The 26502-nt window shown below is 69.2% G+C and carries 22 protein-coding genes; 5 read left to right on the top strand and 17 right to left on the bottom strand.

What is annotated here, in order from left to right:
• Positions 1-33: 33 nt before the first annotated feature.
• From IPG05_05400 to IPG05_05380, 5 genes are all read right to left on the bottom strand, one after another.
• Positions 34-1251: an HD domain-containing protein gene (locus IPG05_05400; GenBank protein ID MBK6494521.1), complete on the bottom strand. Its 1218-nt coding sequence runs from the start codon at positions 1249-1251 to the stop codon at positions 34-36.
• A complete protein-coding gene (locus IPG05_05395; protein ID MBK6494520.1) occupies positions 1248-3206 on the bottom strand; it encodes a phosphoenolpyruvate carboxykinase (GTP) in 1959 nt (652 codons plus the stop codon). The genes IPG05_05400 and IPG05_05395 overlap by 4 nt, the downstream gene beginning before the upstream one ends.
• A 110-nt stretch (positions 3207-3316) precedes the next feature.
• Positions 3317-3967 carry a hypothetical protein gene (locus IPG05_05390; GenBank protein ID MBK6494519.1) on the bottom strand — a complete coding sequence of 217 codons (651 nt, stop codon included), beginning with the start codon at positions 3965-3967 and terminating at the stop codon, positions 3317-3319.
• Positions 3967-4566, bottom strand: coding sequence for a hypothetical protein (locus tag IPG05_05385; protein ID MBK6494518.1), 600 nt, complete (start codon positions 4564-4566; stop codon positions 3967-3969). Before IPG05_05385 ends, IPG05_05390 begins: the two co-directional genes overlap by 1 nt.
• Before the next feature lie 32 nt (positions 4567-4598).
• Positions 4599-5510 carry a deoxyribonuclease IV gene (locus IPG05_05380; GenBank protein ID MBK6494517.1) on the bottom strand — a complete coding sequence of 304 codons (912 nt, stop codon included), beginning with the start codon at positions 5508-5510 and terminating at the stop codon, positions 4599-4601.
• Between IPG05_05380 and IPG05_05375 the strand changes: the two genes are divergently transcribed.
• Positions 5500-6963 (top strand): diguanylate cyclase, encoded by a 1464-nt coding sequence (locus IPG05_05375; GenBank protein MBK6494516.1) that lies wholly within the window; start codon positions 5500-5502, stop codon positions 6961-6963. The two genes, IPG05_05380 and IPG05_05375, sit on opposite strands and share 11 nt — an antisense overlap.
• Positions 6964-6972: 9 nt before the next feature.
• Here the strand turns inward: IPG05_05375 and IPG05_05370 are convergent, their stop codons facing one another.
• The 10 genes from IPG05_05370 to lepA are packed head-to-tail and all read right to left on the bottom strand — an operon-like array spanning position 6973 to position 17393.
• Positions 6973-8262, bottom strand: coding sequence for a peptidoglycan DD-metalloendopeptidase family protein (locus IPG05_05370; protein ID MBK6494515.1), 1290 nt, complete (start codon positions 8260-8262; stop codon positions 6973-6975).
• A 5-nt stretch (positions 8263-8267) separates the two neighbouring features.
• Positions 8268-9137, bottom strand: a complete 870-nt coding sequence (locus IPG05_05365) for an ABC transporter permease (protein MBK6494514.1) — start codon at positions 9135-9137, stop codon at positions 8268-8270.
• Positions 9134-9817: a cell division ATP-binding protein FtsE gene (ftsE, locus tag IPG05_05360; GenBank protein MBK6494513.1), complete on the bottom strand. Its 684-nt coding sequence runs from the start codon at positions 9815-9817 to the stop codon at positions 9134-9136. Before ftsE ends, IPG05_05365 begins: the two co-directional genes overlap by 4 nt.
• Before the next feature lie 21 nt (positions 9818-9838).
• Positions 9839-10990, bottom strand: coding sequence for a PLP-dependent transferase (locus tag IPG05_05355; protein ID MBK6494512.1), 1152 nt, complete (start codon positions 10988-10990; stop codon positions 9839-9841).
• Entirely contained in the window at positions 10987-11532 is a 546-nt protein-coding gene (locus tag IPG05_05350; protein MBK6494511.1) for a hypothetical protein, read from the bottom strand. The genes IPG05_05355 and IPG05_05350 overlap by 4 nt, the downstream gene beginning before the upstream one ends.
• The gene (locus IPG05_05345; protein ID MBK6494510.1) at positions 11529-12425 is read right to left on the bottom strand and encodes a sensor histidine kinase; all 897 of its coding nucleotides are present in this window, start codon (positions 12423-12425) and stop codon (positions 11529-11531) included. The genes IPG05_05350 and IPG05_05345 overlap by 4 nt, the downstream gene beginning before the upstream one ends.
• The gene (locus IPG05_05340; GenBank protein ID MBK6494509.1) at positions 12425-13384 is read right to left on the bottom strand and encodes a carbohydrate kinase family protein; all 960 of its coding nucleotides are present in this window, start codon (positions 13382-13384) and stop codon (positions 12425-12427) included. The genes IPG05_05345 and IPG05_05340 overlap by 1 nt, the downstream gene beginning before the upstream one ends.
• The gene (locus IPG05_05335; GenBank protein ID MBK6494508.1) at positions 13384-14364 is read right to left on the bottom strand and encodes an ROK family protein; all 981 of its coding nucleotides are present in this window, start codon (positions 14362-14364) and stop codon (positions 13384-13386) included. Before IPG05_05335 ends, IPG05_05340 begins: the two co-directional genes overlap by 1 nt.
• Complete coding sequence (locus IPG05_05330; protein MBK6494507.1) at positions 14361-15590, bottom strand: glycosyltransferase family 4 protein; 1230 nt, start codon at positions 15588-15590, stop codon at positions 14361-14363. Before IPG05_05330 ends, IPG05_05335 begins: the two co-directional genes overlap by 4 nt.
• 3 nt (positions 15591-15593) lie before the next feature.
• The gene (lepA, locus tag IPG05_05325; protein ID MBK6494506.1) at positions 15594-17393 is read right to left on the bottom strand and encodes an elongation factor 4; all 1800 of its coding nucleotides are present in this window, start codon (positions 17391-17393) and stop codon (positions 15594-15596) included.
• An 82-nt stretch (positions 17394-17475) separates the two neighbouring features.
• Between lepA and IPG05_05320 the strand changes: the two genes are divergently transcribed.
• Positions 17476-18372: a DMT family transporter gene (locus tag IPG05_05320; protein MBK6494505.1), complete on the top strand. Its 897-nt coding sequence runs from the start codon at positions 17476-17478 to the stop codon at positions 18370-18372.
• A gap of 65 nt (positions 18373-18437) precedes the next feature.
• Here the strand turns inward: IPG05_05320 and IPG05_05315 are convergent, their stop codons facing one another.
• Together IPG05_05315 and IPG05_05310 are read right to left on the bottom strand one after the other, a co-directional pair.
• A complete protein-coding gene (locus tag IPG05_05315; protein MBK6494504.1) occupies positions 18438-18734 on the bottom strand; it encodes a carboxymuconolactone decarboxylase family protein in 297 nt (98 codons plus the stop codon).
• Between the two features lie 38 nt (positions 18735-18772).
• Complete coding sequence (locus IPG05_05310; GenBank protein MBK6494503.1) at positions 18773-20362, bottom strand: M20/M25/M40 family metallo-hydrolase; 1590 nt, start codon at positions 20360-20362, stop codon at positions 18773-18775.
• 172 nt (positions 20363-20534) lie between these two features.
• Here IPG05_05310 and IPG05_05305 point away from each other — a divergent pair, with 172 nt between their 5' ends.
• The 3 genes from IPG05_05305 to mfd are packed head-to-tail and all read left to right on the top strand — an operon-like array spanning position 20535 to position 26497.
• Entirely contained in the window at positions 20535-21443 is a 909-nt protein-coding gene (locus IPG05_05305; protein MBK6494502.1) for a DUF58 domain-containing protein, read from the top strand.
• The gene (locus tag IPG05_05300) at positions 21440-23224 is read left to right on the top strand and encodes a VWA domain-containing protein (protein MBK6494501.1); all 1785 of its coding nucleotides are present in this window, start codon (positions 21440-21442) and stop codon (positions 23222-23224) included. Before IPG05_05305 ends, IPG05_05300 begins: the two co-directional genes overlap by 4 nt.
• Complete coding sequence (mfd, locus tag IPG05_05295; protein ID MBK6494500.1) at positions 23225-26497, top strand: transcription-repair coupling factor; 3273 nt, start codon at positions 23225-23227, stop codon at positions 26495-26497.
• The last annotated feature ends 5 nt before the right edge of the window (positions 26498-26502 follow it).

Raw genomic sequence — 26502 nt, 5'->3', positions numbered from 1 at the left:
ATCGATGATCGATGATCGATCATCGATCATCGATCATCCCAGCAGTATCTGCGGCACCTTCTCCAGCTTCACCCCACCCACCGCGAAAATCCGCAGCCGCCGGGCGCTCCGATAGAGCTCGGCGGCGATGCGCGGCAGGCCCAGCTGCCCGGCGCGGCCTTCGTCCGTCAACTGCTCCACCGTGCCGCCCCGCGTCAGCAGGGGCAGGTCCACCGACAACATGGACGAGCGCGCGGGGAAGTCGATCAGCGCGCCGCCCGGCGGCAACCCCAGCTCCGCGGCGAGGGCGTCCTCGGCGCGTTCGAGCGCGTCGGGGTCGTCCCAGATCCACGAGGGCAGCTCGGGCACCTCGCTGGCGGGGAGATCGAGCGCGCGCTTGTGCAGCTGGCGGCGCTGCAGCGCGGCCGTGAGCCCAGTGGAGTCGTGGGCCTGCATCGCGGTGGTGAGCGAGCCATCGGTGGCGTCGGCCACGCTCGCGGGATCGAGCTGCCCACTGGCCACCGCCGTGCGCACGGCCCGCTTGAACATGCACGTCGCGCTGCGCACCGCGTGGTGCCAGTAGACGTTGCGGTACATCTGGTACTTGGCGAAGAGGAGTGATTCGAGGGCCGAGACGCCCTTCTCGTGGACACCCACGGCCCGATGCCCTGCGCCATCGGTCACCAGGCAGAGCGAGGCCAAGAGTCGGTCGACGTCGACCGTACCGTAGGGGACGCCACACTGCCGCGCGTCCCGCGAGAGGTAATCGATCTTGTCGAGATCGAGCGAGCCGGAGATCAGCCCGCCCAGCGGCGAGACGTGATCACCCTGGATGATCCCCGCGATCTGCGCGATGAAGCCGTCGCCGCCGATGCCACGCAGGAGCACGCCGAGTTCCCCTTCGCCGAGGCGCCGCACGCCGAGCGCTTCGTGGGACGGGAAGCCGGCCTCCTCGAGCGCATGCGAGAAGGGATAGTGTCCGATGTCGTGGAGCAGCGCCGCCAGGCGGACCGCGAGCCGCTCCTCCTCGGGGATAGTCGCGAGGTCGCCGCGCTCTTCGAGCGTGGCGAGCGCGCGGCGCGTCAGGTGATAGGCGCCGAGCGCGTGCTCGAAGCGCGAGTGCGTCGCGCCGGGGTAGACCAGGAAGGCGTGGCCGAGTTGGCGGACGTACCGCAGCCGCTGCACCGCCGGAGTATCCATGGCAGCGGCAGCGGCTGGCTCGAGGCGGATGTTGTCCCAGAGCGGGTCGCGGATGACTTCGAATTGGGTCATTGGTCGTCGTAGTCGTGGTGTAGTCGTGGTCGTAGGAGGGCGCTGGCCGGTGCCTCCCCACACCTCCCACGACCTACGACTACGACTGTGACTACGACCTCACGCCCCGCTTCCAACCGCCAATGCTCCGGACTCCGCCACAACGCCGAGAGCACCAGTTCGCGCATGTACATGAACTCCTGCGGCAGTCGGTCGTAGAGCTTCTCGAACAGCTCGCGATGGCCGAGCAGTTCCGCCTTCCACTGCTCGCGATCGACCTCCATCAACTCCAGGAAGGTCTCCTTGGGGAAGTCCATGCCGTCCCAGCGGAGGTCTTCGTAGCGCGGCATCCAGCCGATCGGCGACTCGATCCCCGAGGCGCGCCCGCGGACCCGGCCGACGATCCACTCGAGGACGCGCATGTTCTGCCCGAACCCCGGCCAGATGAACTTCCCGTTGGCGTCCTTGCGGAACCAGTTGACGCAGAAGATCCGCGGCGGATCGGAGAGCCCACGGCCCATCTGCAGCCAATGGTTGAAGTAGTCGCCCATGTGATAGCCGCAGAACGGCAGCATCGCGAACGGGTCGCGGCGCACCTGGCCGGTGGCGCCGGCCTGCGCCGCCGTGGTCTCGGAGCCGATGGTGGCGCCGAGGTAGACGCCGAAGCTCCAGTTGAAGGCCTGGTGCACCAGCGGAACAGTGGTGGCGCGGCGGCCGCCGAAGATGAAGGCGGAGATCGGCACGCCGGCCGGGTCTTCCCACGCGGCGTCGATCGACGGACACTGCGAGGCCGGCGCGGTGAAGCGCGCGTTCGGGTGGGCCGCGGGGGTCTTCGACTCCGGCGTCCAGCGATTGCCGCGCCAGTCAGTGAGGGTAGCCGGCGGGACGTCGGTCATCCCTTCCCACCAGACATCGCCGTCGTCGGTGAGCCCGACGTTGGTGAAGATCGCGTTGGCGCGGCACGAGGCCATCGCGTTGGGATTGGTCTTGTCGGAGGTGCCGGGGGCGACGCCGAAGTACCCCGCCTCGGGGTTGATGGCGTGCAGTCGGCCGTCGTCACCGGGGCGGATCCAGGCGATGTCGTCGCCGACGGTGGTGACCTTCCAGCCGGCGTACACCTCCGGCGGGATCAGCATGGCGAAGTTGGTCTTGCCGCAGGCGCTCGGGAAGCCCGCCGCCACGTAAGTCTTCTGCCCCTGCGGATCTTCGACACCCAGGATGAGCGTGTGCTCCGCCATCCAGCCGTCGTCGCGCCCCATCACGGAGGCGATGCGCAGCGCGAAGCACTTCTTGCCGAGCAGCGCGTTGCCGCCGTAGCCCGAACCGTACGACCAGATCTCCCGGTCTTCCGGGAAGTGCACGATGTACTTCTCGGGATTGCACGGCCACTTCGTGTCGGCCTGGCCCGGCGTGAGCGGCGCGCCGACCGAGTGCATCGCGGGAATGAAGTCGCCCTCGCCGAGCGCCTCGAGTACCGCGCGGCCCATGCGGGTCATGATGCGCATGTTGACGACGACGTAGGGCGAGTCGGAGAGTTCGACGCCGATATGCGAGAGGGGCGAGCCGATCGGCCCCATCGAGAACGGCACCACGTACATCGTGCGGCCGCGCATCGACCCGGCGAACAACCCCTTCAGCGTGGTGCGCATCTCGCGTGGCTCGACCCAATTGTTGGTCGGGCCGGCGTCGACCTTGCGCTTGCTGCAGATGAAGGTGCGGTCCTCGACGCGCGCCACATCGCTCGGATCCGAGAGGGCGAGGAAGGAGTTGGGCCGCTTGGCCGCATTGAGGCGCACCAACATGCCGGAGGCGACCATCTGCTCACAGAGCGTGTCGTACTCCGCCTGCGAGCCGTCGCACCAATGGACCTGATCAGGTTGGGTCAGGGCGGCCATCTCGGCGACCCAGGCCTTCAGGCGGGGGTGCCGGACCCAATCCGGCGCGGCGACGGCAAGCGGCGTGGCGGCTGTGTGCATCTGCTCTCCCTAGGGGCGGTCACGCTGCCCGGGGGAGGGCGGCGAAGCCCGAAAAATGGCCGCGCCGGCCCCCCCGAGCAAACCCGGAGGCGCCGTCGCGGCGTCGCGGGTTACGGCCGGGGTGCCGGGATCAGCGAGGTGGGGCTGTGATAGAGGCGCTCAATCGTGCTCACGTCGCGCTCACTCAATCCATCGAGCACCGGGTCACGGTACATGACGTCGCTCGGTGTCGCCCCGGTGTGGCCCGGCGAAATGATCCCCAGCGCGTGGCCGAGTTCGTGGGTGACGGTGATCGAGTAGCAGGTCTCGATGCCCGGGGCGGTGGCGGACGACGCCGGCCAGACGTAGATCCGCCACGGCAACTGGAGGGTGCCGGCCGCGGTGCCGAGCTCGAAGTTGGTCTCGCCGATGCACTGCGTGGCGAAGGCGTTCAGCGCGCGCGCCGTGCCGTTCACGAAGGACGGGGTGTTGCGGACGATGATGTCGGCGGCGTTGGAATCGGCGACCAGCGTGGCGCGGAATTCCCCATAGAGGAATGCGCGTTCCCAGCGATCGATCGCCGTGACCAGGTGCGGGCGCAACGGCGAGTTGTCCGCCACGTAGATCTTCACCGGCAGGTCGCTGGGGCGCCACTTGAAGGTCAGCGAGTCGAGGCCGTCGATCGCTGCGTACTCGTAGTTCGTGAGCACCGCGCGTGGCGGCACGATGTCGGCGCAGGCGGCGAGGGCGAGCAGGGCGAGGGCGGACGCAGTGCGGCGCATCAGAAGCCTCGCTCGATGCCGATGGTGAGGGCGGCGCGGTTGATCCGCTGCGCCAGCGACCAGCCGCGCCGCTCGAGCGCCGCGGTGGTGAATTCATGCAGGTCCCAGCGCACCGAGGCGCTGAGGTCGAGCCCCGGGCGGAGCGTCTTCACCCAACCCAGCCCGGCCGTGGCCATCGGCTTCATTGGCGAGTCGTCGGCGAAGACGCCACTCGCCTCCGACGGCGAGTACTTGATCATCCCCCCGCCGACATGAAAGCGGAGGTGGTAGGGCAGCGGACCCTCGGCGAGCAGCGCCACGGTGACCGTGCGGAGCGTCCCCAGGTCATTGCTCCCCGCGTTGCTCGTGGCGGTCATCGTGCTGCTGGCGACACGCGCCTCGGCGACCAGTCGGTACGTCGGCGAGATCGGGTAGCCGAGGCCGACCACGACGGTCGGTGCGGTGCCCGTCTTCAGCGACACGACATCGTCGTAGAGCGTTGCCTGCGACACCAGGCTGTGGCCAAGCGTGGCCCCGGCGCCGAGCCGCACGGAGAGTTGCGCGGTTGCCGGAAGCGGGGACGCGGCAACGGCGAGGACGACGAGGAGGGGGAGTCGCATCTGACGAAGATGCCGCCGCGGGGTGGCGGCGGTCAATTCGGTTCCCCGAAGGAACGGAGCAGCGCCAGCATCCGGCGGTCGTTGGTCACTTCGTCGTCATCGCCCTTGGGCGTCTCCAGCAGCTTCGGGATCGTTGCGAAGCGGCGGTCGGTCATGATCCGCCGGAAGGGCTCGACGCCAAGCGAGCCGTCGCCGATCAGTTCGTGCCGGTCCTTCTTCGAGGCGAAGGGGTTCTTCGAGTCGTTCAGGTGCACGCAGCGGAGGTGGGCCATCCCGATGATCCGATCCCAGGCGGCCCAGACGCCATCGAAGTCGTTGACCAGATCGTAGCCGGCACTGTACAGGTGGCAGGTATCGGCGCAGAAGGCGACGCGGTCCTGGACGTCCGACCCGATCAAAGCCCGAATGTCCCGGAGCTCCTCGAACGACCGCCCGAGGACCGTCCCGGTGCCGGCCGTGGTCTCCAGGAAGACCATCACTTCGCCGGGAACGGCACGGAGGGCTTCCGTGATCGCTGCCGCATTCCGCTCCAGTCCGGCGTCGTGGTCGTCGATGAAGTTGCCCGGGTGGGAGACGATCCCGTCGAGGCCAAGTGCTTGGGAGCGCGTCAGTTCACCGGAAAATGCCGCGAGGGACTTGGCCCGGAGCTCGGGGTCCGGGGAGGCCAGATTGATCAGGTACGAATCGTGCGAAACGATCGCCCCGACAGGATGCTCCGCCCTCGCACGCTGGAACGCGGCGGCAATCTCCGGCGTCACCACAGGTTCCCGCCACATGTTCGGGGTCTTGGTGAAGAGCTGGAGTGCCGTGGCCCCGATCGCCGCTCCGCGGCCCGGGGCAGTGGCTGGGCCGCCTTGGGTCGAGACGTGGGCGCCCAGCAATTCCCCTGGGCGGCCCACGGCCTCGGCCACCATCCCTTCGGTACGAGGTTCCGTGTCGGACATCTTGCGCATTGATCCCTTGCCTCAGCTGTTGGCGGGTGTGGCCCGGAGTACCGGACCGCGGCCGTTGGTGGTGTTGGTCGGCTCGCCCGACGAGCGTCCCATCGGGCTCGAAGGCGAGTTGGTGCGGGCCGGCTTCCAGGTGGCAGAGGCGGCCGATGTCCGCGTGCTGCCGGAAGACCGTCCCGCCCTTGTCCTTGCGACGTGCCGCTCGCTCGCGCTCGGCGGCCGCGAAATGATCGATGCGCTTGGCTCGGCGCGCCGAAGCGGGGCACAGATCATCTGCCTCATTTCCAGCGACGATCCGACCGACCTGGTCCGCGCCGCCGAGGCGGGTGCCGACGAGGCGATCCTGCTTCCGCTGGAGGGACGGCAGTTGATCGCCCGACTGCGTGCCCGTCTGGTCGCGCCGCGCGGGAGCGAGTCCCAGGGTCGGGGCCACGATCTGCGGCTCTTCGAGTTGCTGCAGCTGGTCGCGACCGAACTCTATCGCGAAGACATGCTGCATGCCCTCGTGCACGGGCTGGCGCGCTCACTCGACTTGGCCTCGGTCAGCTGCCTGCTCCATCATCCCGAGGCGTCCGGCGGACGGTTGATCGCGGCGACGGACCTGCCGAAACTGCGCGACGCCGACATCGAACTCGAACGGTGGCCGGAGGCCGTCGCGGCCGCGGCGTCCGGGCTGACCTGCTACCTGCGCGACGTCCGCGAGAGCCCGCTCTTCCGGAGCACGCCGCGTCCCGGGGTGATCGCGCCACCGACCGATCTGATCAGCACCGCCGCCATCCCGCTTCGGCCGATGGGTCGCAGTGTCGGCTCGGTCGTCCTGCGTGCGCGTCACGGCGAGTCGCCACTGACGCCGGGGCAGGTGGAATTTACCGAACTGGCGGTTGCGGCGACCGCCCGCCTGCTCGAGACCGAGGAGCGCCGCGGGGCGATCGTGCGCCGCCAGGCGATCACGGCCCATGTCGATCCGCTCACCGGCTGCGGCACCCTCGATGCGCTCGATCGGCGGATTCGCGAGGAGTTCGACCGCGCCCGCCGCTACGATGTCACCTTTGCGCTGGTGCTGCTCGACGTCGACGGCATGCGGGTGATCAACGAGCGCCTCGGTCGCGACGGCGGCCATCGCGTCCTGGCCGACCTCGGCCGCCTGCTCCAGCGCGAACTGCGCGCGCCCGACTTCGTCGCCCGCTATGGCGGCGAGGAGTTCCTGTTGCTGCTGCCGGAGACCGATCTGACCGGGGCGCGAGACACGGTGCACCGGATTCGGGAACGACTCGATCCGGCCGGGCTCGGCGAACTCCAGCTCGGCGTGCGCTGCCGTCTCACGGCCGGCGTCGCCGTCTATCCGCACCCAGGGGTCCATCGCCCGGAGGATCTCTTCGCTCGGGTCGAGGCGGCGTTGATCGAAGGGAAGGGGCAGGACGTCGACCGGATCGGCAGCGCCGCCTGAGCGCGCGCGCTACCGCTTCCGGCGGAGCCAGACGAGCGGGTCGAGTGCGATCTGCTGCTCCCCGCGGATCTCGAAGTAGAGATGCGGCCCCCGATCCGAATTCGCCCCGCCCACCGCCCCGATCACCTGCCCCCGCGTCACCTGCTGCCCCTCGGTCACCGACGCACTCTGCAGCTGCATGTAGAGCGAGTAGTAGCCGTCGCCGTGCTGCACGAAGACCGAGAGGCCGTAGGTCGAGAGGCGGCGCACCAACACCGCAGTTCCCGCTTCGACCGCCTTCACCGGCGTCCCCACCGGCGCACCGATCCCGATCCCCTGATTCCGCACCACCCCGCCGTTCTTCAGCGTGTCCCGTCCGAACTCGAAGAGGATCGCGCCGTCGACCGGCCATTCGAGCTTGCCGAGGTCGGCGGTCGAGAGGTTGCGGCCGGACGGCACCGGCGCGACGGCACCGGGGCGCGCCGTGCGCGTCGCCTCGGTGGTGCGGCGAGTGCGTTCCAGTGAGGCGAGCAGGTCGTTGACCCGGGCCTCGTCGCGCTCGAGCGTCGTCAGCCGTTGCTGGGTCTGGGCGGAGGAGCGCTGCAGCGTCTTGAGCTGCGCCTGCCGCTCGTCCGCGAGATTGGCGAATCGCTCGAGCTCGGCCTCGCGTTCGTCGCGCCGACGATCGAGCTGCGTGCGGATCCCGAGCAGCTCGTTGCGCTGCCCACTGACGCGCTTGGTGAGCCGTTCCACGTCGCCGACCAGCGCGCGGTCCTGGCGCGACGTGAGGTAGAGGTACTTGTAGCGGGTGAGCAGGTCGCCGAAGGACTCGGCGGCGAGCAGCACCTGAAAGGTGTAGAGCGGGCCGCGCTTGTAGATGTCGGCGAGTCGGCGCCGCAGCACCGCCCGCCGGTCAGCCAGATTGTCCTGGGCCAGCGTCATCTCGGCGGCGGAGCGTTCCAGCTGCGAGCCGAGCCCCCCGATCTGCTTCTCGATTTCATTCACCAGCCGCGTGGTCGCGTCGCGCTGCCGTTCGATGTTGCGAAGCGCGGCGCCGACGTCGGTCACCTGGCCGGTGATGCGCTGCTGCTGCCGCTGGAGCTGTTCGCGCTCCTGCCGGATCTGTTCGAGGCGGCGGCGGGAGGCTTCGAGGTCGGGGTTGGCCTGGGCGGCGAGCGAAGCCGAGCACAGCATCATGAACGCGACGACGTACGCGAGGATGATCGATGATCGATGATCGATGATCGATACGCGGGAGGCGCGATCACCTTGCGCACCGCGGCCGGGTTGATCGATCATCGACCATCGATCATCGATCATCGTTCTCACACCTTCTTCAGATGCCGGCCCACGCTCACGAGCGAGCCGGTGAGCCCGAGCAGCATCCCGAAGAGGAGGAGGAGCACCACGTCGAGCGGGCCGAAGAAGGTCAGGCCCATGCCGAGGCCGAACTGGCCGGCCGCGAAGGCGCCGAAGACGGCGGCGCAGAGGAACGAGGCGATCACGCCGCCGACGAGGCCCTTGATGATCCCTTCGAGCAGGAAGGGGCCGCGGATGAACCAGTCGGTGGCACCGACGAGCCGCATGATCCGGATCTCGCGCGCACGGTGGAGCACCGTCATCCGGATGGTGACGCCGATGATCACGATGCTCACGAGGGCGAAGGCCAGCCCGATCGCGAGGCCGACGAACGCCGCGATCTGCCGCAACGCGTCGAGCCGCTCCACCCAGTCGCGACCATAGCGCACGTCCTCGACGAACTCGAAGCCGCGCAGCCGCTCGGCCACCTCGCCGGCGTGCTTCGCGTCGCGGAACTCCGGGCGGAGCCGGATCTCCAGCGACGGCGGGAGCGGGTTGATCTCGAGGTCCTGGTACGCCTCCTGGAACTCGACCAGGTCCCGACGGGCGGCACTGAGCGCCTCCTCCTCGGAGACGTAGCGGACCTCGAGGACCTCGGGGAACGCGGCGATGTCGGAACTGGCCACCGTCAACTGCTGCGACGGCGTGCCGCGATAGACGAAGGCGACGACCTCGACGCGTTCGGCGACGTTGCGCAGCGCAGTGCGGAGGTTCAGCGCCACGAGGCCGAAGAGGCCGGTGACGAAGAGGGCAAAGGCAATCGTGGTGATGGACAGCACCGAGAGGGTGCGGGTCCGCTGGAAGGCCAGCAGCGCTTCGCGCCAGAGCAGCTTCATTCCTGGCCTCCGTCCCGGCCGGAGTCGAAGACCAGCTTGCCGTCGCGCAGTTCGAGCGTGCGCTGCCCACCCAGGCGGACCAGGTCGAGGTCGTGGGTGGCCATCACCACCACCGTGCCCTGCGCGTTGATGTCGGTGAGGAGCTGGAAGACGCCACGCGTCGCGCGCTCGTCGAGGTTGCCGGTGGGTTCGTCCGCGAGGAGGATTGGCGGATCGTTGACCAGCGCGCGCGCGATGGCGATGCGCTGCTGCTCGCCGCCGGAGAGTTCGCGCGGAAACGCCTCGGCCTTGTGGAGCAGGCCGACCTGCGCCAGCACCTTGGTCACGCGCGCGGGAATCACGTCGGCGCGGGTCCCCGTCACTTCGAGCGCGAAGGCGATGTTCTCGCTGGCGGTCCGGTCCTCCAGCAGGCCGAAGTCCTGGAAGATGATCCCGAGGCGTCGCCGCAGGCGCGGCACTTCATCGTGCTTGAGCGCGCCGATGTGGAAGCCCGAGACGCGGACATCGCCGCTGCTCGGCTGCTCGCCGCCATACATCAGCTTCAGCAGCGTCGACTTGCCGGCGCCGGAATGCCCGGTGAGGAAGACGAATTCACCGCGCGCGACGTGAAAGGTCACGTCCGTGAGGGCGAGCCCGGTCCCGTTCGGGTAATTCTTGGCGACCTTCGTGAATCGGATCACGAGGGAAAGATAGTGGGCACCCTAGAGGGCACCGGCAAGGTCGGCCAGCAGGTCATCGGTGTCCTCGCAGCCGCAGGAGAGGCGCAGGAAGCCATCCGGAATGCCCAACGCCGCGCGCTCCTCGGCACCGAGCGCCTTGTGGGAGGTGAGCCGCGGTTCGGAGACCAGCGATTCGACGCCCGCCAGCGACGGGGCGTGGGTGACCAGGCGGAGATGGGACAGGAAGCGATGCGTGGCCGCGGTGCCGCCCTCGAGCACCAGCCCGACCATCCCGCCGTACCCCTGAAAGAGCCGCGTCGCGAGCTCGTGGTCGGGGTGCGTCACCAGCCCGGGGTGGTGCACCGCGCTGAACTCCGGTCGGCCGGCGGCCCACTGGGCCACCGCCAACGCGTTGGTGTGGTGGCGCTCGATGCGGAGGGCGAGCGTCTTGAGCCCACGCTCGGTCAACCAGGCGGCATGCGGGTCGATCGCCGGTCCCCACAACCGCATCAATCGCGTGACCTCCTCGATCACCGCCGACGTGCCGGCAACTGCGCCGGCGATGATGTCGCTGTGGCCATTGAGGTACTTGGTGGCGCTGGTGATCACGATGTCGGCGCCGTGCTCCAGCGGCCGGAACATCACCGGCGAGCAGAAGGTCGCGTCGACGAGCAAGGCGAGGCCGTGTTCGCTGGTGATCTTGGCGATCGCCGGGACGTCGACGACGCGCATCAGCGGATTGGTCAGCGCCTCGATGAAGATCGCGCGGGTCGTGGGGCGAATCGCCTTGCGCCATTCGCGCGGCTTGTCCGGGTCGATGTAGGTCACCTCGATGCCCAGCCGGGCGAACTCGGTGTCGTAGAGGACGCGGGTGCCGCCGTAGATCCAGCGCGAGGCGAGGAGGTGGTCGCCGGGGCGCAGGACGGCGAGATGGGCCAAGGCCGTCGCCGCCATGCCGCTGGCCAGGAAGAGCGCGTCCTCGGCGCCTTCCAGCGCCGCATACCGCGCGGCCAGTTCGAGCTGATTGGGGTTGTTGCCGTACCGGGTGTAGAGCACCTCGGCGTCGCTGCCCAGCGGATTGCGAAAGGTGGCGCTCTGGTAGATCGGCGTCACGGCGGGGGTCCAGTCGGCACCGCGGTGCGGCTTGCCCCCGTGAATCGCGATGGTGGATGGCCCCAGGCGTGGCGTGGTCATGCGACGGCTCCCAGTTCGTACGTGTCGTCGGGGTGCGCGAGGAGGCAGCCCCGTTGGGCCAGCGCGGCCAGCGCGTCGTGGGCGCGGGCCGCTGGCCAGGCCAGTCGCTCGGCCACCGGCGGCGGCGCCGTGCGGCCGAGATCACCCAGCACGGCAAAGACCTCGCGCCAGTCGTCCGGGACGCGGCCGAGCAGTCGTGGGCGCGGCGAGTCGGCGAAGAGCGCCACCACGGCGAGTCCGTGGCAGTGCAGCGCATTCTCGATCGCCTCGGCGTGGTCCTCGCGCAGCCCGCGCAGTCCCAGTCGGAGGATCGGCAGTTGCGCCAGCTGGTTGAGCAGCTTGGCGACCACCTCGTCGGCGCAGGAGAAATCGACCAGGCCGACCGCAGAGAAATCGAGCTGGGCGTCCTGACCGGCGGCTTCTCGCAGCGCGTCGAACACCCGTTGGCGCACGGCAGCGCCGGTCGGGCGCGTGACGAGGTCGGAGTACGGCGTGGCGATCGTCTCGTGCAACAGTCGTTCGAGGTGGATGACCGCGCTCATCCCGCCACCTCGCGTGCCGGAATGATGATGGTGACCTGCGAGCCCGGGAACCACGACAGCCCTTCCGTCATCGGTGGTTCATCATCCCACGGCTGCGGGATGCAGACGCGCGCGGTGCCGGAACGAATCGAGATCTTGCCCTGCCACCGCGCGAGGTAGCGCTTGGTGCCGGCGAGGCCCTGCCCGCGGCCCGGATCGCGGAAGCGGGAGATGTTGTGGATCAGCGCCGTCTCGATCGCGAGGCCGTCGCCCCAGCGATCGCCGAAGCGCTTCGCCTGGGTCGCTTCGAGTGACCGGCGGAAGCCGATGCCGGCGTCGCTCACCGCGATGACGACCGCCTTGCGGCCGAGTCGCTTGCGGAAGTTGTAGACGTGCACCGCCACCCAGCCGCCGGTGCCGGCGTGCTCGGTGATGTTCTGGCAGGTCTCCGAGAGCGACTGCCCGAAGCCGCCAACGACGCTGGCCTCGAGGTCGAGCTCGCGCTTGAGAATCTGGGTCGAGCGCTCGTTGATCCGTCCCACCACCTCGTGCACATCCTTCGATTCACGGATCGGCGTCACGTCGAGCAGCGTCTCGCTCGCATCGTCGGGACGGCGGCGCGGCACCTTGCCATGCAACTCGAAGAGCGTGTCGGCGTGGTGGAGAAAGCCGGCCTTGGCCCAATAGGAGGCGACGCTGTCGTTGCCTGGCAGCGTGAGTCGAGGCTTCGGCGCCCCGAGCTCGGCCAACGACTGCCCCAGCGTCAGCAGGGCGGTGAAGCCGGCCGGCGAGGACCACTCCGTCGCGTGTGCGTCGACGAGCAGGCGGCCCTCGGGCGGCCACGCCGGGAGCTGGGCCGCGAGTTGATCGAGGCTGCGATCATCGAGAAAGGCGGGAACCGGAACGACGTGCATCAGGCGAGCACCAGGTCGCCGCGCAGCTGGCGGGCCAGGAAGGTGGCGCCGCGGAAGGCGGCGTTGCGCGCAGCGGCGCGATTGGCTGCCGTGACCGCGCCGACGACATCGTCGCCGGCCAGAAGATGGGCGCAGCAGGTCGCGCCGAAGACATCGCCGCAGCCGGTCGGGTCGATCGCGTCGACCGCGGGGGGTGCGAGTAGTGCGGTGCGCACGGCGCCGCCGGTGGGGGCGAGCGATTGGTTGCCGAGGTCGGCGAGGCGATCGAACCCCGGCCGGGCGACGTAGATCGCGCCACGCGGACCGACGGTGACCGTCAGCAGCGACACGCCGGCGCGGAGCGCCTCGGCCGACACCACCAGGGGATCGGCGGCGAGCTGCAGCATTTCCTCTTCATTGAGCTGCACGCAATCGAAACAGCTCAGCCACGCGGCGGCGTCCGGCAACGGTTGCAGCGAGCGCATCCCGTCGCTGCCCTTCGCGAGGAACAACGAGTGCAGGTCGGCGTAGATCGGGCCCGTGAAGCCGTGCCGCAGCTGCTGCGCCGTGAAGAGGCAGCACTCGAATCCGGAAATGAAGTTGACGTAGAGGGCATCAAGGTCGGCGACCATCGGGCCGAGCTCGGGCCAGGTCCAACCGGGGACGCCGCCGGCCATCTGCTCGCAGCGTCGGTCGGTCGACTCGTAGCGCAGGGTGACGCGATTGTTCGGCACCGGCACCTCAATGGGCCGGGTGCCGGGCGCCAGGCGCTGCAGCGAGCGGTAGAACTCGGCGGCCTTCGGGGCGAGATCGGCACCCACCTTGATGAGCGGCACCATCTCCCAGTCCGCCGGGAGCGCGGCGTCCATCGCAGCCAGCGCGTAGGCGATCCCGCCCCACTCCTCGACTGGCGCGGCCAGCGGGTCCCGGCCGTGGATCTCGTCCCAGACGAGGGAGCCGAGGACACCGACGCGTGGCATCAGAGCAGGCCCTGGTCGCGCTGGTCGAGGAAGGCGCGCGCCGCGCCATAGACCCCCGCCAGCCCGCCCAGCTCACCCGGGACGATCCGGCACGCCTGCACCGCCGGCTTGAACGCGCGACGTGCGACTTCGCGGCGGAGCGGCTCGAAGAGATTCTCGCCGGCCTGGGTGACGCCGCCGACGATCACCACGAGATCGGGATTGAAGATGTTCAGCAGGTTGGCCACGCCGGTCCCGAGGTAGCGTGCCGTGGTGCGAACGACCTCGTCGGCGACGGCATCGCCCTGCTTTGCCGCCTCGTACACCGTGGCGGCGGTGACCTTGGTCAGGTCGCCACCGACCATCTCGGAGAGGAGGCTCTCGGAGCCCGCCTCGACTTGTTCAACGGCACGACGGGCAATCGCGGGGCCCGAGGCGTAGGCCTCGAGGCAGCCGTAGTTGCCGCAACCGCAGCGTCGGCCGTCGAGGTCGATGGTGACGTGGCCGATTTCGCCGGCGCAATCGGAGGCACCGTGATGGAGCTTGCCGTTCAGGACGATCCCGCCGCCGATCCCGGTCCCGATGGTCATGCCGATCACGTGCGTGCCGCCGCGTGCCGCGCCGACCCAGGCTTCGCCGAGGATGGCACAATTGGCATCGTTGTCGAGCGCCGTCACCAGGCCGAGGCCCTCGGCCAGCTTGGCCCGCAGCGGCATGTTCACCCAGCCGAGATTCGGCGTGAGCAGGACCACCCCGGCGCGCGTGTCGAGCGGCCCCGGGGCACCGACGCCGATGCCGAGGACCTCGGCCCCGGGCACGGCGGCCTCGAGCGCGGCAAAGGTCTGGCGCCCCATCTCGGTCAGATCCTCCACGATCGCGTCCGGGCCGCGACTCGGATCCGTCGGCCGGGCGTGATCGCCGATGACTCGCGATCCATCGGCGGCGACGGCGCCGACGACGAGATTGGTGCCACCGATGTCAATGCCGAGAACCCACTTCACAGGGTGGTCTCCAACGGGGGTGTGGGGGTGGCAGCTGGCAGGTGCGGGTCGGGTCCGTCCGGGAGCGGACCGCCCGAGACTACTGCATCGTAGACCGACAGGAGCCGTCGCGCCAGCGCCGTCGCGTCGAAGCCGGCCGCATGGTGCATTCCGGCGGCCGCGATGGCGGCTCGACCGGCCGGATCGCCGAGCAGGGCGCGGATCGCCGCGGCCAGTGCGGTCGGGTCCTCAGGGTCCACGGCGACCGCGGCGTCACCGGCCGCATCCCGGAGATGAGGGCCAGCGGCGACGAGCATCGGGACGCCGGCGCTCATCGCCTCGATGATCGGCATCCCGAATCCTTCGGCGCGCGAGAGGTAGAGCGCCAGCGTTGCCCCCTGCAGCACAGCGGGCAGCTCGGCATCGGTCACCGCAGTGCGGACGAGGACCCGGTCGGCGATTCCGAGCCGCTGCGCCTCATTCCGCAATTCCGCCTCGCTGCCACCGTCGCGGCCCACCAGGACCAGCGGCGGGGACGCCGCGCCGAGCTGACCGAGGGCCTCCAGGGCAAGGCGGTGGTTCTTCCGCGGTTCGAGCGTGCCGATCATGATCAGGTATTCGGCGGGCAAGTCATGCCGAGTGCGCACGGCGGCGCGCGCGGGGGCGTCGCACGCCTGAGCGAAGCATGGGTCGCGTGCGGGAGGAATCACCACGACCCGGTGCAGGGGCACGTCGAGATGTGCGTGCAACTCCTGCCGGGTGTGCTCTGACACCGCGACCAGCGCCGTCGCGTGCTCGATGCTCCAGCGATAGCGCCACACATAGCTCTGCCGATCGACCACCGGAAAGAGTTCCGGATGGGTGAGAAAGAGGAGGTCGTGGACGGTAACGACCGACGGGACACCCGTCTCGGGGAGGTCGCGTGGAATCTCGTGCGTCAGCCCGTGGTAGAGCGCCATCCCGTCGCGGGCCACCGTCTGACCCAGCCGCGTGGTGCGCCACACCGCACGGAGTCCCGCCGTGCGCCAGCCGCGCGGGGGGAGGTGCACGGTGGCCCCGATGGATTCGGCGTAGCCGCTGAACTCGGGGCGCGGCGGGGAGGGGGAGTAGAGATGGAGGTCGAGCCCCGGCGCGGCCCGGCGCAGGCCGCGGAGCAGGTGGCGGGCGTAGTTGCCGAGCCCGGTGCTGTTCCGGAGCGCGCGAACCGCGTCGAAGCCGATGCGCGCCGTCGCCGGGAGACCGGACAATCGCTACTCGACCTGAAGGACCGCGAGGAAGGCTTCCTGCGGGATCTCCACGCTGCCGACCTGCTTCATCCGCTTCTTCCCCTCCTTCTGCTTCTCGAGGAGCTTCCGCTTCCGGGTGATGTCGCCACCGTAGCACTTCGCGAGGACGTCCTTCCGCATCGGCGAGATCGTCTCGCGGGCCACGACCTTCTGCCCGATCGCCGCCTGGATCGCGACAGCGAAGAGCTGCCGCGGGATCAGCTCCTTCAGCTTCTCGGCGAGCTTGCGGCCCCACTCGTACGCCTTGTCCTTGTGGATGATCACCGAGAAGGCGTCGATCGGGTCGCCGTTGATGAGCATGTCGAGCCGCACCAGCGGCGAGGCGCGGAAGCCGTCCATCTCGTAGTCGAGCGAGGCATACCCGCGCGAGATCGACTTCAGCTTGTCGTAGAAGTCGAGCACGATCTCGCCGAGCGGGAAGGAGAAGGAGAACTCCACCCGCGCGGTGTCGAGATAGGTCATGCCGTGATAGTCGCCGCGCCGCTCCTGGCCCAGCTTCATGATGCCGCCGATGTACTCGGTCGGCGCCATGATGCGCGCCTTCACGTACGGCTCCTCGATGCGGCTGATGTTGGCCACGTCAGGGAGATCGCTCGGATTCTCGACCGCGACCATGTCACCGTCGGTCTTGAAGACGTGGTACTCCACCGTCGGGACCGTGGTGATCAGGTCGAGATTGAACTCCCGCTCGAGACGCTCCTGGACGATCTCCAGGTGGAGCAGGCCGAGAAAGCCGCAGCGGAAGCCGAAGCCGAGGGCGGTCGAGCTTTCGGGCTCGTATTGCAGCGAGGCGTCATTGAGGCAGAGCTTCTCGAGCGCGTCGCGGAGATCCTCGTACTGGGCGGCATCGGCGGGGTAGACGCCGGCGAAGACCATCGAGCGGACCTCGCGATAGCCTGCCAGCAGCTCGGAGGCCTTGCGCGTCGCATCGAGCACGGTGTCGCCGACGCGGGCATCGCGGACATTGCGCAGGTTCGCGATGAAATAGCCGACCTCGCCCGCCTGCAGCACCGGCGCGGTGCGCTGCCCGAGGGCCAAGTGGCCGACCGAGTCGATCTCGTAGACGTCGTCGGGGTGCGCGCCGAAGGCGATCTTCATCCCGCCGCGGAGTTCGCCGTCGACCACGCGGATCGAGGGGATCGCGCCGCGGTAGCGGTCGTAGTACGAATCGAAGATCAGCGCGCGGAACGGCGCGGCGGTGTCGCCACGCGGCCGCGGAATGCGCGCGACGATCGCCTCGAGCAGCGCGGGCACGCCGGTGCCGTCCTTGGCTGACACCGCGAGGATCTCCTCACGCTTCGACCCGATCAGCGCCATGATCTCCTGGGCGCGCTTCTCCGGCTCGGCACCCGGAAGGTCGATCTTGTTCAGCACCGGAATGATCTCGAGCCCCGCGTCGAGCGCGAGGAAGAGATTGGAGAGCGTCTGCGCCTGGATCCCCTGCGAGGCGTCGACGACGAGGATCGCGCCTTCGCAGGCCGCCAGCGACCGCGACACCTCGTACGTGAAGTCGACGTGGCCCGGGGTATCGATCAGGTTCAGGGCGTACTCCGCCCCGTCGGCGGCGTCGTACATCATCCGCACGGCGTTGAGCTTGATGGTGATCCCGCGCTCGCGCTCGAGGTCCATCGTGTCGGTGAGCTGCTCGCGCATCTCCCGCTTCGAGACGGTGCCCGTGAGTTCGATCAGCCGGTCCGCCAGCGTGGACTTGCCGTGGTCGATGTGGGCGACGATGCAGAAATTGCGGATATGAGACTGGTCCATGCGGCAATATAAGAGAGGGGGGGCCAAGATCGATGATCGATGATCGATGATCGATCATCGATTCCGGCCTATATTCGGGGCCATGGCCACCCCCCGCCTCTCCCCCTCCGCCGGCATGCTCCTGGTGACCCTCTTCTGGGGGGGGAACTTCACGGCCACGAAGCTGGCGTTCGCCGAGATCGAGCCGCTGGCGTTCACGGCGCTGCGGTTCCTGCTGGCGACGGTGGTGCTCTGGGGCATTCTCCGCCTGGTCGAACCCGCCCCGGCGCCGCTCCCGCGCGGGGCGGCGACGAAGCTGATCTGGCTCGGCGTGGTCGGGAACACCCTGTATCAGCTCTGCTTCATCGAGGGGCTGGCGCGCACCTCCGCCACCAAGAGCTCGCTGATTCTCGCCGGGATGCCGGCGATCGTGATCCTCGCGACCTGGCTCCTGGGGATCGAGACCACCACCGTCCGCCAGCGCCTCGCGGTCCTCCTGGCGACGATCGGTGTGGTGATCGTCGTGACCGCGCGCGGCGGCACCCTCGGCGAAGGCTTCACCGCCGGCGACGGGATGCTGCTCGGCGCCATCGTCACCTGGGCCGCATACACCCTGCTGCTCCGGCATTGGCGGATCCCGATCTCGTCCCTGCGCCTGACCGCCTGGACGATGTACACCGGCACGCCGGGGCTGGTGCTCCTCGGCATCCCGCAGCTGCTCCGTACCGATTGGGCCCGCGTCTCGTGGGCCGGGTGGGGCGGCATCCTCTACGCGGCGCTGCTCTCGCTGGTCGCCGCCTACATCCTCTGGAACCGCGGCGTCGCCAAGCTCGGCGCCGCGCGCACGGTGGTCTTCAATTGCCTGGTGCCGCTCGTCGCCACCGCCATCGCCATCGTCGGCCTCGGCGAACGCCCCGGCCTGATCCACCTGGCCGGCGGCGCCTTGATTGTGACGGGGGTGCTGATGACGAGGCAGGGCGGGGTGCCGGCGGAGGGATGACAGCCGATGATCGATGATCGATCATCGATGATCGACCATCGATCATCGTTCATCGGAGTCTGGTGCTACGACAATGCTTCAAGCTTCTCCATCGCCCGTCGCAGGTGCGGAATCACGATGCTCCCGCCGACGACCAATCCCACCGAAAAGATCTCGAGGAACTCCTCCCGCGTGACGCCTTCTTCGTGGCAGCGGACCACGTGGTAGGTGATGCAGTCGTCGCAGCGGAGGACCATCGACGCCACGAGGCCGAGCATCTCCTTCTGCTTCGTCCCCAGGGCGCCCGCTTCGTACGCGCGATTGTCGAGCGCGAAGAAGCGGTTGATGGTCAGGTTTCCGGCGCCGAGGATGACGTCGTTCATCCTCGACCGGAAGGCGTTGAATTCGTCGATCGTACTGCTCACGGCGTGGGGCGCTTCGTGGCCGGCGGGGTCTTCTGCTCGACGACGATCAGCTGGTACGAGTCGGGGTTCCACTTCGGGCGCGCCACGGTGTTGGCGATGTTGACGCCGAAGTAAAAGCCGAGCTGCGCCACGCGGGCGAGCTTGCTGGTGTCGATCAGCGGCACTTCGTCGTTCGGGCGGTGATACTGCGGGTGCGTCCCGTTGAAGAAGAAGAGGACCGGCACGCCCTTCCGCGCGAAGTTGAAGTGGTCCGAGCGGCTGTAGAACGACTGCTCGGGCCAGATGTCGTCGGCGGCCACGAGCTTGAGCTCCGGATGCGCCTTCTGCACGCCCGCGAGCGTCACGCCGAGGTCGGAGTGCTCCTTGCCGATCACGACGATCGAGTCGGTGGCGTTGCGGCCGATCATGTCCATGTTGACGTTGGCCACGATCTGCGCAGCCGGGATGGTCGGATGGTCGGCGTACCACGCCGAGCCGAGCAGCCCCTTCTCCTCACCCGAAACGTTCAGGATGACCATCGAGCGCTTCGGCTTCACCTTCAGCTTGCCCCAGGCCTCCGCAACCATCAGCAGGCCGGTGGTGCCGGAGGCATCGTCGTCGGCGCCGTTGCAGATGCTGTCGATGCTGCCGTCGGGACGCGTGAGCGCGGTGCAGCCGCCGATACCGTCGCCCGCCGTGCCAACGTGGTCCATGTGGCTCGAGAAGACCACGTACTCCGCCTTCAACTTCGGGTCCGACCCTTCGACCATGGCGACGACGTTCGGCACCATGACGCGTTCCTGGACCTCTTCCTTCAGGTTGACCGTCACGGAAATTTCGGCCGGCGCCGGAAGGAACACCGGCCCGGGCGACTGACGCATCTCGTTCCAGTCAGGGCGATTGGGGCCCCCGGTGGCGTTGAAGGCGGAGTCGTGGATCACGATCGTCGGGATGACGGGGCGGGGATTGCTGGTCTCGACGGTGAAGCGCCCGGTGCTCGCGGCCGTGCGACGGGCGGCGAATGAAGCAGCGTCCGCGTTGGACAGTTGCACGATGGCCGCCGGCTGCTTCGCCGAGACGGCGCGGTTCACGTTGTTCCACGCGACGGCCTTGGCGTTGTCCACCACCAGGACGACCACGGCGCCCTTCAGCAGCGTCGACGCCTCGATGTCGGCCGGCGCCACCGTACCGGCAACGATCACCACATTCGCGGTGACCGGTGCGGCGGTCGCGCCCGTTCCGTACACCATCGCGCCGAAGGGGTAGCGCGTGACGGCGCCGGCTTCGTTGGCCTCGAAGTACGAGGCCGCCGGATCGATCCGCTTCTTCACCATCGGATAGCGCTGGAAGTAGGTGCCGTTGTCGCCGGCGGGCTTGAGCCCCCACGCCTTGTAGCTGTCGGCGAGGTACTGCGCCGTCTTCTCCAGGCCGGTGCTCGGCGTGTTGCGGCCGCCCATCGAGTCATCGGCGATCACCGAGATGCGCTGCAGCACCTTGGCCGGGGTGATCAACTTCCCCGCTTCGGTGATCTGCTTGGGCGACTGCGCCGTGAGCAGGGCGGGGACCAGCGCCGCGAGCGCGGCCAGACGGATCGACGAACGGTGCATGCGAGAAACTCCACGCGAGGGTTCAACGTCGGGAACGAATTCTCAACAACGGCGAGAGGTTGGCGATGAAGATATCACCACGGACAGCGCCCTTACGGCCGCGACCGGCTTTGGGTGCCAGAGTGGTCGATGCGTTGACGCCCCTCGCGGCCACTCCTACGTTCCGCCTCGGATGATGCCTCCCGCCGGTACGTTGCGCGCTCCCCGCCCTGATCTCCTGCAGCCTGCCGAGGTGGCCCGCCTCGGTGGGCTCGAAGTCGTCACGGAAGGGATCGTCGAGGGGTTCCTCGCGGGATTGCACCGCTCGCCGCGGCGGGGCTTCTCGGTCGAATTCGCCGAACATCGTCAATACCAGCCGGGCGACGACCCGCGGTACGTCGACTGGAAGCTGCTCGGCCGAACCGATCGCCTCTACCTCAAGCAATTCGAAGAAGAGACCAATCTCCGCGCGATGCTGGTCGTCGATGCCTCCGCCTCGATGGCGTGGCGCGGCGACCCGCAGCGATTGACCAAGCTCGACTACGCCACGCGACTCGCGGCGGCACTCGCGATGGTGTTGCTGCGGCAACGCGATGCGACCGGACTGGTGACCTTCGACGAGACGGTGCGCACCATGTTGCCGGCGCGCGTGCGCGCGGGGCAGTGGCCGATGCTCGCGACCGCGCTCGCTGCGACGGGCCCGGGGCAGGGGACGGCGGCGGCCGTCGCGCTCACGCAAGTCGTCGGTGCGCTGCGCCGTCGCGGGATGGTGGTGCTGATCTCTGATTTGTTGCTCGATCGTGATCTCACGCTCAAGGCGCTGCGTTTCCTGCGGCATCGCGGCCATCAGGTGCTGGTGCTGCACGTGGCCGATCCGGCGGAGCTCGATCTTGCGCGCGGCGACGAGACCCGCTTTCGCGATCCGGAGAGCGGCAAGGCCGTGACGCTGGCGCCAAGTGACTGGGGCGACGCCTATCGCGAAACGGTGCGTGGCGTGGTGCGCGCGTGGGGTACCGCCTGTCGTGCGGCTGGCGTGCGGTATGCCCTGGTGCCGACGGACCTTCCCTTCGGCCCCGCGCTGCAGCGCGCGCTCACGGCATGATCGGTTTCGCGGCGCCATGGTTCCTGCTGGCGCTCCCCGCCGCGGCCCTCCCGATCCTTCTGCATCTGGTCCGGCGGCACGAGCCGCCCGAAGTCGCGTTCCCCGCAGTCCAGTACCTGGCCGACGCCACCCGCGATCATCGCCGCCGCGCCGAGTTGCGTCACCTCCTGCTACTGATCACGCGGACGCTGCTCATCCTCGCGATCGTCCTCGCAGCGGCGGGAATGCGACTCACCCGCGGCGCCTTCGGGAGTCACGCACCCAGCGCGCTGGTGCTGGTGGTCGACAACTCGGCGAGCAGTGGCGTCGTGGTCGATGGTGAACCGCTGCTGACTGCGTTGCGCGCCGCCGCCGCTGCCGTCCTCGATCGGGCCACGCCGACGGATCGTCTCTGGCTGCGCACCGCCACCGGCCCGGCGATCCCCGGCTCTCCGGCGCAACTGCGCGAACGCCTCGCCGCGTTGCGCCCGACCGCGAGCCGCCTCGATCTCGGTGCCGCGGTGCGTGAGGCGCGCGAGTTGGTGGCACGCTCCGAGCGGCCGGGCGAGGTCGTGGTGGTCAGCGACCTGCAAAAGAACGCGGTGACGGCCGACGTCGGCGATGTCCCGGTGCTCGTGCTGCGTCCGGAAACCGACGCGCCGCACAATCGTCGCCTCGCCACCCTCGCGGCGAGTGCCCAGCCGTGGGGTCCCGATGGCGGCGTCGTCACGCTCTCGGTGAGCGGGAGCGACACCGCCGCGGTGCCGCTGGCGTTCACGGTCGGCAACCGCGCCCCACGCGACCTCCTGGTGGTGCCGGGCGTGCCCGTGTCGGAGCGCGTGGTGGGCGTGGCGACCGGCTGGAGCACGGTGCGTGCGGCGTTGCCGCCGGATGAATTCCGCGCCGACGACGAGCGCACGGCGTCGCTCCGCGTGGCACCGCCCGCATCGGTGCGGTGGACGGCTGGCGATCGCTTCCTCGATGCAGCACTCGCGGTGCTGGTTGCCGATCGACGAGTGACCGTCGGGGGCGGCGTGGTCGTCGGTGAGCTCGGGGCGGGACCAAGTGTGGTGCTCCCCCCTGCCGATCTCGCGATGCTCGGCGCACTGAATCGTCGCCTTGCCGCCCGCGGTGCCGCGTGGCGCTACGGCGGGACGGTGCAGGGGGAGGAACGGAGCGACAGCGGCACGCTCCTCCCCGGCCGAGAGGGGATCACGCGCAGAGTCCGGATTGAGCCCGCCGCCCCCGGTGGCGAAGTGCTGGCCACGGTGGGAGGCGAGCCCTGGGTGGTGCGCTCCGGCGACCTGCTGTTGTTGGGCTCCCGGCTCGACCCGAGTTGGACCACGCTCCCGCTGGGGACGGCGTTCGTCCCGTTCCTCGATGCCTTGCTGAGCCGGGCCATTCGCGGCGAATTCCTGCTGCCCGACGCCGTGGCGGGGGTGCCGATTCGGGTCCCCGATCGGGTCACCGCGGTGACCCGGGCGGGGCGGCTGGAGCGGGTCGAAGGGGGCGCCTTCTGGAGCCCGGAAATGGCGGGGGTGTACCACCTGCTCGTCGGCGAGGATACCTTGGGCGCCGTATCGGTCGTCCTCGACCCGCGAGAATCGGATCTCGCGCGGGCCGTCGATGGTTCGGTGCGCTCGCTCTGGGGATCCACCACGGTCAGCGGATTGACCGACGGTCCCTCGCGAGCTTTCGCCGCCGGAGGGCGAGGGGACCTGCGTGGTGCCCTGCTCCTCCTTGCGCTTCTCTGTGTCTGCGCGGAAGTCGGCTTGGCCAGCCGCGCCGGCCAACGGAACTGAATGTCGCTTCGTCCGATCCTCGATGCCTTTGACCGCTGCGCCACGGTTCGTGCCTTGGCGGAGCGGCTTCCTGCGCGCGGCAAAGCTGTCCGTCTCGGTGGCCTCCCCGGCTCCAGCGGCGCGGTGCTCGCGACGTGGCTGACGGAGCGCGTCGGCGCCGGTCGCCTCGTCGTGATCATGGCGACGACTCCCTCCGATGCCGAACGCTGGGTCACTGACCTCACGGCACTGACCGGCGCCGGTGTGGCGCTCTACCCGCAGCGCGAAGCGCTCGGTGAGGACGAGCCCCACTACGAAATCGCCGGCGAACGGATCGAGACGCTCGCCTCGCTGCTCCGCGGCGAGCTGGGTGTCCTGGTCACGACGGCGCGCGCGTCGGCCGAGCGGACCGCCGTGCCCGCCGCGCTCGCAGCGATGCGCCTGCAGTTGGTGCAGGGCGCCACGGAACCGATGGGGACGCTGGTCGCCTCGCTGGAAGCGATGGGGTATCGGCGGGTGCCGACGGTCGCCGAGGTGGCGGAGTTCTCGGTGCGCGGCGGCATCGTCGACCTCTACGGCTTCGGGATGGCGTCACCTGCCCGCCTCGAGTGGTGGGGCGACGAGATCGCCTCGCTCCGCGCGTTCGACCTGACCACCCAGCGCTCCGGCGCCGAGTTGCCCGACCTCACCGTGTTGCCGATCTCGTCGGCCGCGATGCGGAATCCGGCGTTCGACACGGGGCCGGTCGAACGGAAGTCGCTGCTCGACCTGCTCCCCTCTGACGCGCTGCTCATCGAGGATGCCTCGCACCCGGACGAGGAAGAGGTCGAGCGCGCCTGGCGCGAGGCGGAGCATCACCTGGAGATCGCGCGGCGCCTCGGCGAGGAGACGCCGCCGCGGAGCGACCTCTTCCTCGATCCGGCCGCCTGGAAGACGCGACGCGAGTCGTTCGCCCGGTTGCTCCTCCGCGATGATCCCGCCGATGTGCAGCTCGGCTTCTTCCCGCCGGAGCGCGTCGATCGCGATCTCGGGCGGTTGCGCGGCCTGCTCGGCCACGGCACGCCGACGCTGATCCTCTGCGACAACGAAGGGCAGCGCGAACGACTCGACGAACTCCTCGAGGAGAACGGCTTCCGTCCGTCAGGATGTACGCTGGTGGTCGGCGCCCTCGATGGCGGCTTCGTGATGCCGACGCTGCGAGTGCTGACCGACCACGAGATCTTCCGCCGCGCCCGTCGACTACGCCGTACGCGCCGCTACCGGCAGGCGGCGCCGAATACCGTCACCGGGGCACTCTCGCTCGGCGACTACGTGGTGCACCTCGAGCACGGCATCGGCGTCTATCGCGGCATTCAGACGCTCACGGTCGATGGCGGGATGATCGAGGTCGCGATCCTCGAGTACGAAGGCGGCGACCGCCTCAACGTGCCGCTGTATCGACTCGACCAGGTGGAACGCTACCGCGCGGCCGGCGACGACGGCGACCGTCCACCACCGAAGATCCATCGCCTCGGTGGCACGATCTGGAAGAAGGTGCGCGAGAAGACGCGCCACGCGATTCAGGCGATGGCCGCCGACCTGCTCGACCTCTACGCCCGCCGCACGGTGCACGCCGGCTATCCGGCGCCGCCGGACACCCGCTGGCAACGGGAGCTCGAGTCCTCCTTCCTGTACGAGGACACGCCCGACCAGCGGAAGGCCACCGAGGACATCAAGCGCGACATGGAGCGGCCGCTCCCGATGGACCGGCTGCTGGTGGGCGACGTCGGCTACGGCAAGACGGAAGTCGCGGTGCGCGCCGCGTTCAAGGCGGTGCAGGGCGGCAAGCAGGTCGCCGTGCTGGTCCCCACCACCATTCTCGCCGAACAGCATTTCCGGACCTTCGCCGATCGTCTCGCCGACTATCCCGTCACCGTCGAGGCGCTGTCGCGCTTTCGCACCGCCAAGGAACAGAAGGAGACGGTGCTCAAGCTGGCCGAAGGCGGGCTCGACATCGTGATCGGCACGCACCGCTTGCTGTCGAAGGATGTGCTCTTCAAGGACCTCGGCTTGTTGATCGTCGACGAGGAGCATCGCTTCGGCGTCAAGCACAAGGAGCGGCTCAAGCAGCTGCGGCTCGCCGTCGACGTGCTCACCCTCACCGCGACACCGATTCCGCGGACGCTGCACCTCTCGCTCGCCGGCCTGCGCGACATGACGGTGATCGAGACGCCGCCGCGCGACCGCTCGCCGATCCTGACCTTCGTCGAGCCCTGGGACGACGGGCTGCTCGAAGAGGCGATGGCGCGCGAGCTGGACCGTGGCGGGCAGGTCTTCGTGGTGCACAACCGGATCGAGACGATCGAGACGATCGCCGCCCGCATCCGGGCGCTGGCCCCTCGGGCGACGGTGGCGGTCGGCCACGGCCAGATGGCGGCCGACGAGCTCGAAGACGTGATGCAGCAGTTCGTGGTGGGGAAGGTGGACATCCTCGTCTCCACGATGATCGTCGAGTCGGGGCTGGACGTGCCGAACGCCAACACGATGATCGTCCACGACGCCCATCGTTTCGGATTGGCACAACTGTACCAGCTTCGTGGGCGGGTCGGCCGGTCGCACCGCCGGGCGTACTGCTACCTGGTGGTGCCGGACACGATCGATTCCTCGGCCGAGGAACGATTGAAGGTGCTGGAGCATCATACCGATCTGGGGGCTGGCTACCGGATCGCCCTGAAGGACCTGGAGCTGCGCGGGGCGGGCAATCTCCTGGGGTCCGAGCAGTCCGGGCATGCGCACGCCGTCGGCTTCGACCTCTACATGCGCTGGCTCGAGGAAACGGTCACCGCCATGCGGGGGCGGGGTGGGGGCGACGCGCCCCAGCCGCCGGACGTGGTCCTGGACGTCCCGGCGCACCTCCCGGACGCCTTTATCCCGGACGACGAGACCAAGCTGGACCTCTATCGCCGACTGGCGCGGGCGTCGGCACCGGGCGACATTGATGAGTTGCGGGCGGAACTGCGCGAGCGGTTCGGCCCTCTCCCCCCCGAGGCCGATGCGCTGCTCGACATGGGCCGGTTGCGGGCCATCGGCGCGGTGCTGGGGCTCCAGCACGTGCTGGTCCGCGGGGATGAAGCTCGACTCACCTTCCGGCAGGGGGCGACCCCGCGGATGGCCGGGCTTACGCAGGCGCTGGACGATGTCCAGCTGGCCGCCGAGGTGCGCCGCACGGTGCCCCTGTCGTTGCGGCTTGTTCGGCTCGGCGGGGAGGGGTTGGTGCCCTCCCTCGTCCGCGCTTTGCGTCAGGTGGCGGTGTAAGTCAC

It is taken from the genome of Gemmatimonadota bacterium, from assembly GCA_016704275.1.
Taxonomy (GTDB): domain Bacteria; phylum Gemmatimonadota; class Gemmatimonadetes; order Gemmatimonadales; family GWC2-71-9; genus Palsa-1233.
The sequence above is the reverse complement of the archived record's forward strand: the minus strand, read 5'-3'. Positions and strand labels throughout refer to the sequence as shown.

Excerpts from the sequence above, each read along its gene's own strand:
- IPG05_05305 (MBK6494502.1), top strand. The coding sequence starts at position 20,535 with ATGATGCCTCCCGCCGGTACGTTGCGCGCTCCCCGCCCTGATCTCCTG.
- mfd (MBK6494500.1), top strand. The coding sequence starts at position 23,225 with ATGTCGCTTCGTCCGATCCTCGATGCCTTTGACCGCTGCGCCACGGTT.
- IPG05_05355 (MBK6494512.1), bottom strand. The coding sequence starts at position 10,990 with ATGACCACGCCACGCCTGGGGCCATCCACCATCGCGATTCACGGGGGC.
- IPG05_05345 (MBK6494510.1), bottom strand. The coding sequence starts at position 12,425 with ATGCACGTCGTTCCGGTTCCCGCCTTTCTCGATGATCGCAGCCTCGAT.
- IPG05_05390 (MBK6494519.1), bottom strand. The coding sequence starts at position 3,967 with ATGCGCCGCACTGCGTCCGCCCTCGCCCTGCTCGCCCTCGCCGCCTGC.
- IPG05_05385 (MBK6494518.1), bottom strand. The coding sequence starts at position 4,566 with ATGCGACTCCCCCTCCTCGTCGTCCTCGCCGTTGCCGCGTCCCCGCTT.
- IPG05_05380 (MBK6494517.1), bottom strand. The coding sequence starts at position 5,510 with ATGTCCGACACGGAACCTCGTACCGAAGGGATGGTGGCCGAGGCCGTG.
- lepA (MBK6494506.1), bottom strand. The coding sequence starts at position 17,393 with ATGGACCAGTCTCATATCCGCAATTTCTGCATCGTCGCCCACATCGAC.
- IPG05_05370 (MBK6494515.1), bottom strand. The coding sequence starts at position 8,262 with ATGATCGATGATCGATGGTCGATGATCGATCAACCCGGCCGCGGTGCG.
- IPG05_05315 (MBK6494504.1), bottom strand. The coding sequence starts at position 18,734 with ATGAACGACGTCATCCTCGGCGCCGGAAACCTGACCATCAACCGCTTC.
- IPG05_05320 (MBK6494505.1), top strand. The coding sequence starts at position 17,476 with ATGGCCACCCCCCGCCTCTCCCCCTCCGCCGGCATGCTCCTGGTGACC.
- IPG05_05400 (MBK6494521.1), bottom strand. The coding sequence starts at position 1,251 with ATGACCCAATTCGAAGTCATCCGCGACCCGCTCTGGGACAACATCCGC.
- IPG05_05395 (MBK6494520.1), bottom strand. The coding sequence starts at position 3,206 with ATGCACACAGCCGCCACGCCGCTTGCCGTCGCCGCGCCGGATTGGGTC.
- IPG05_05340 (MBK6494509.1), bottom strand. The coding sequence starts at position 13,384 with ATGCCACGCGTCGGTGTCCTCGGCTCCCTCGTCTGGGACGAGATCCAC.
- IPG05_05300 (MBK6494501.1), top strand. The coding sequence starts at position 21,440 with ATGATCGGTTTCGCGGCGCCATGGTTCCTGCTGGCGCTCCCCGCCGCG.
- IPG05_05310 (MBK6494503.1), bottom strand. The coding sequence starts at position 20,362 with ATGCACCGTTCGTCGATCCGTCTGGCCGCGCTCGCGGCGCTGGTCCCC.
- IPG05_05365 (MBK6494514.1), bottom strand. The coding sequence starts at position 9,137 with ATGAAGCTGCTCTGGCGCGAAGCGCTGCTGGCCTTCCAGCGGACCCGC.
- IPG05_05350 (MBK6494511.1), bottom strand. The coding sequence starts at position 11,532 with ATGAGCGCGGTCATCCACCTCGAACGACTGTTGCACGAGACGATCGCC.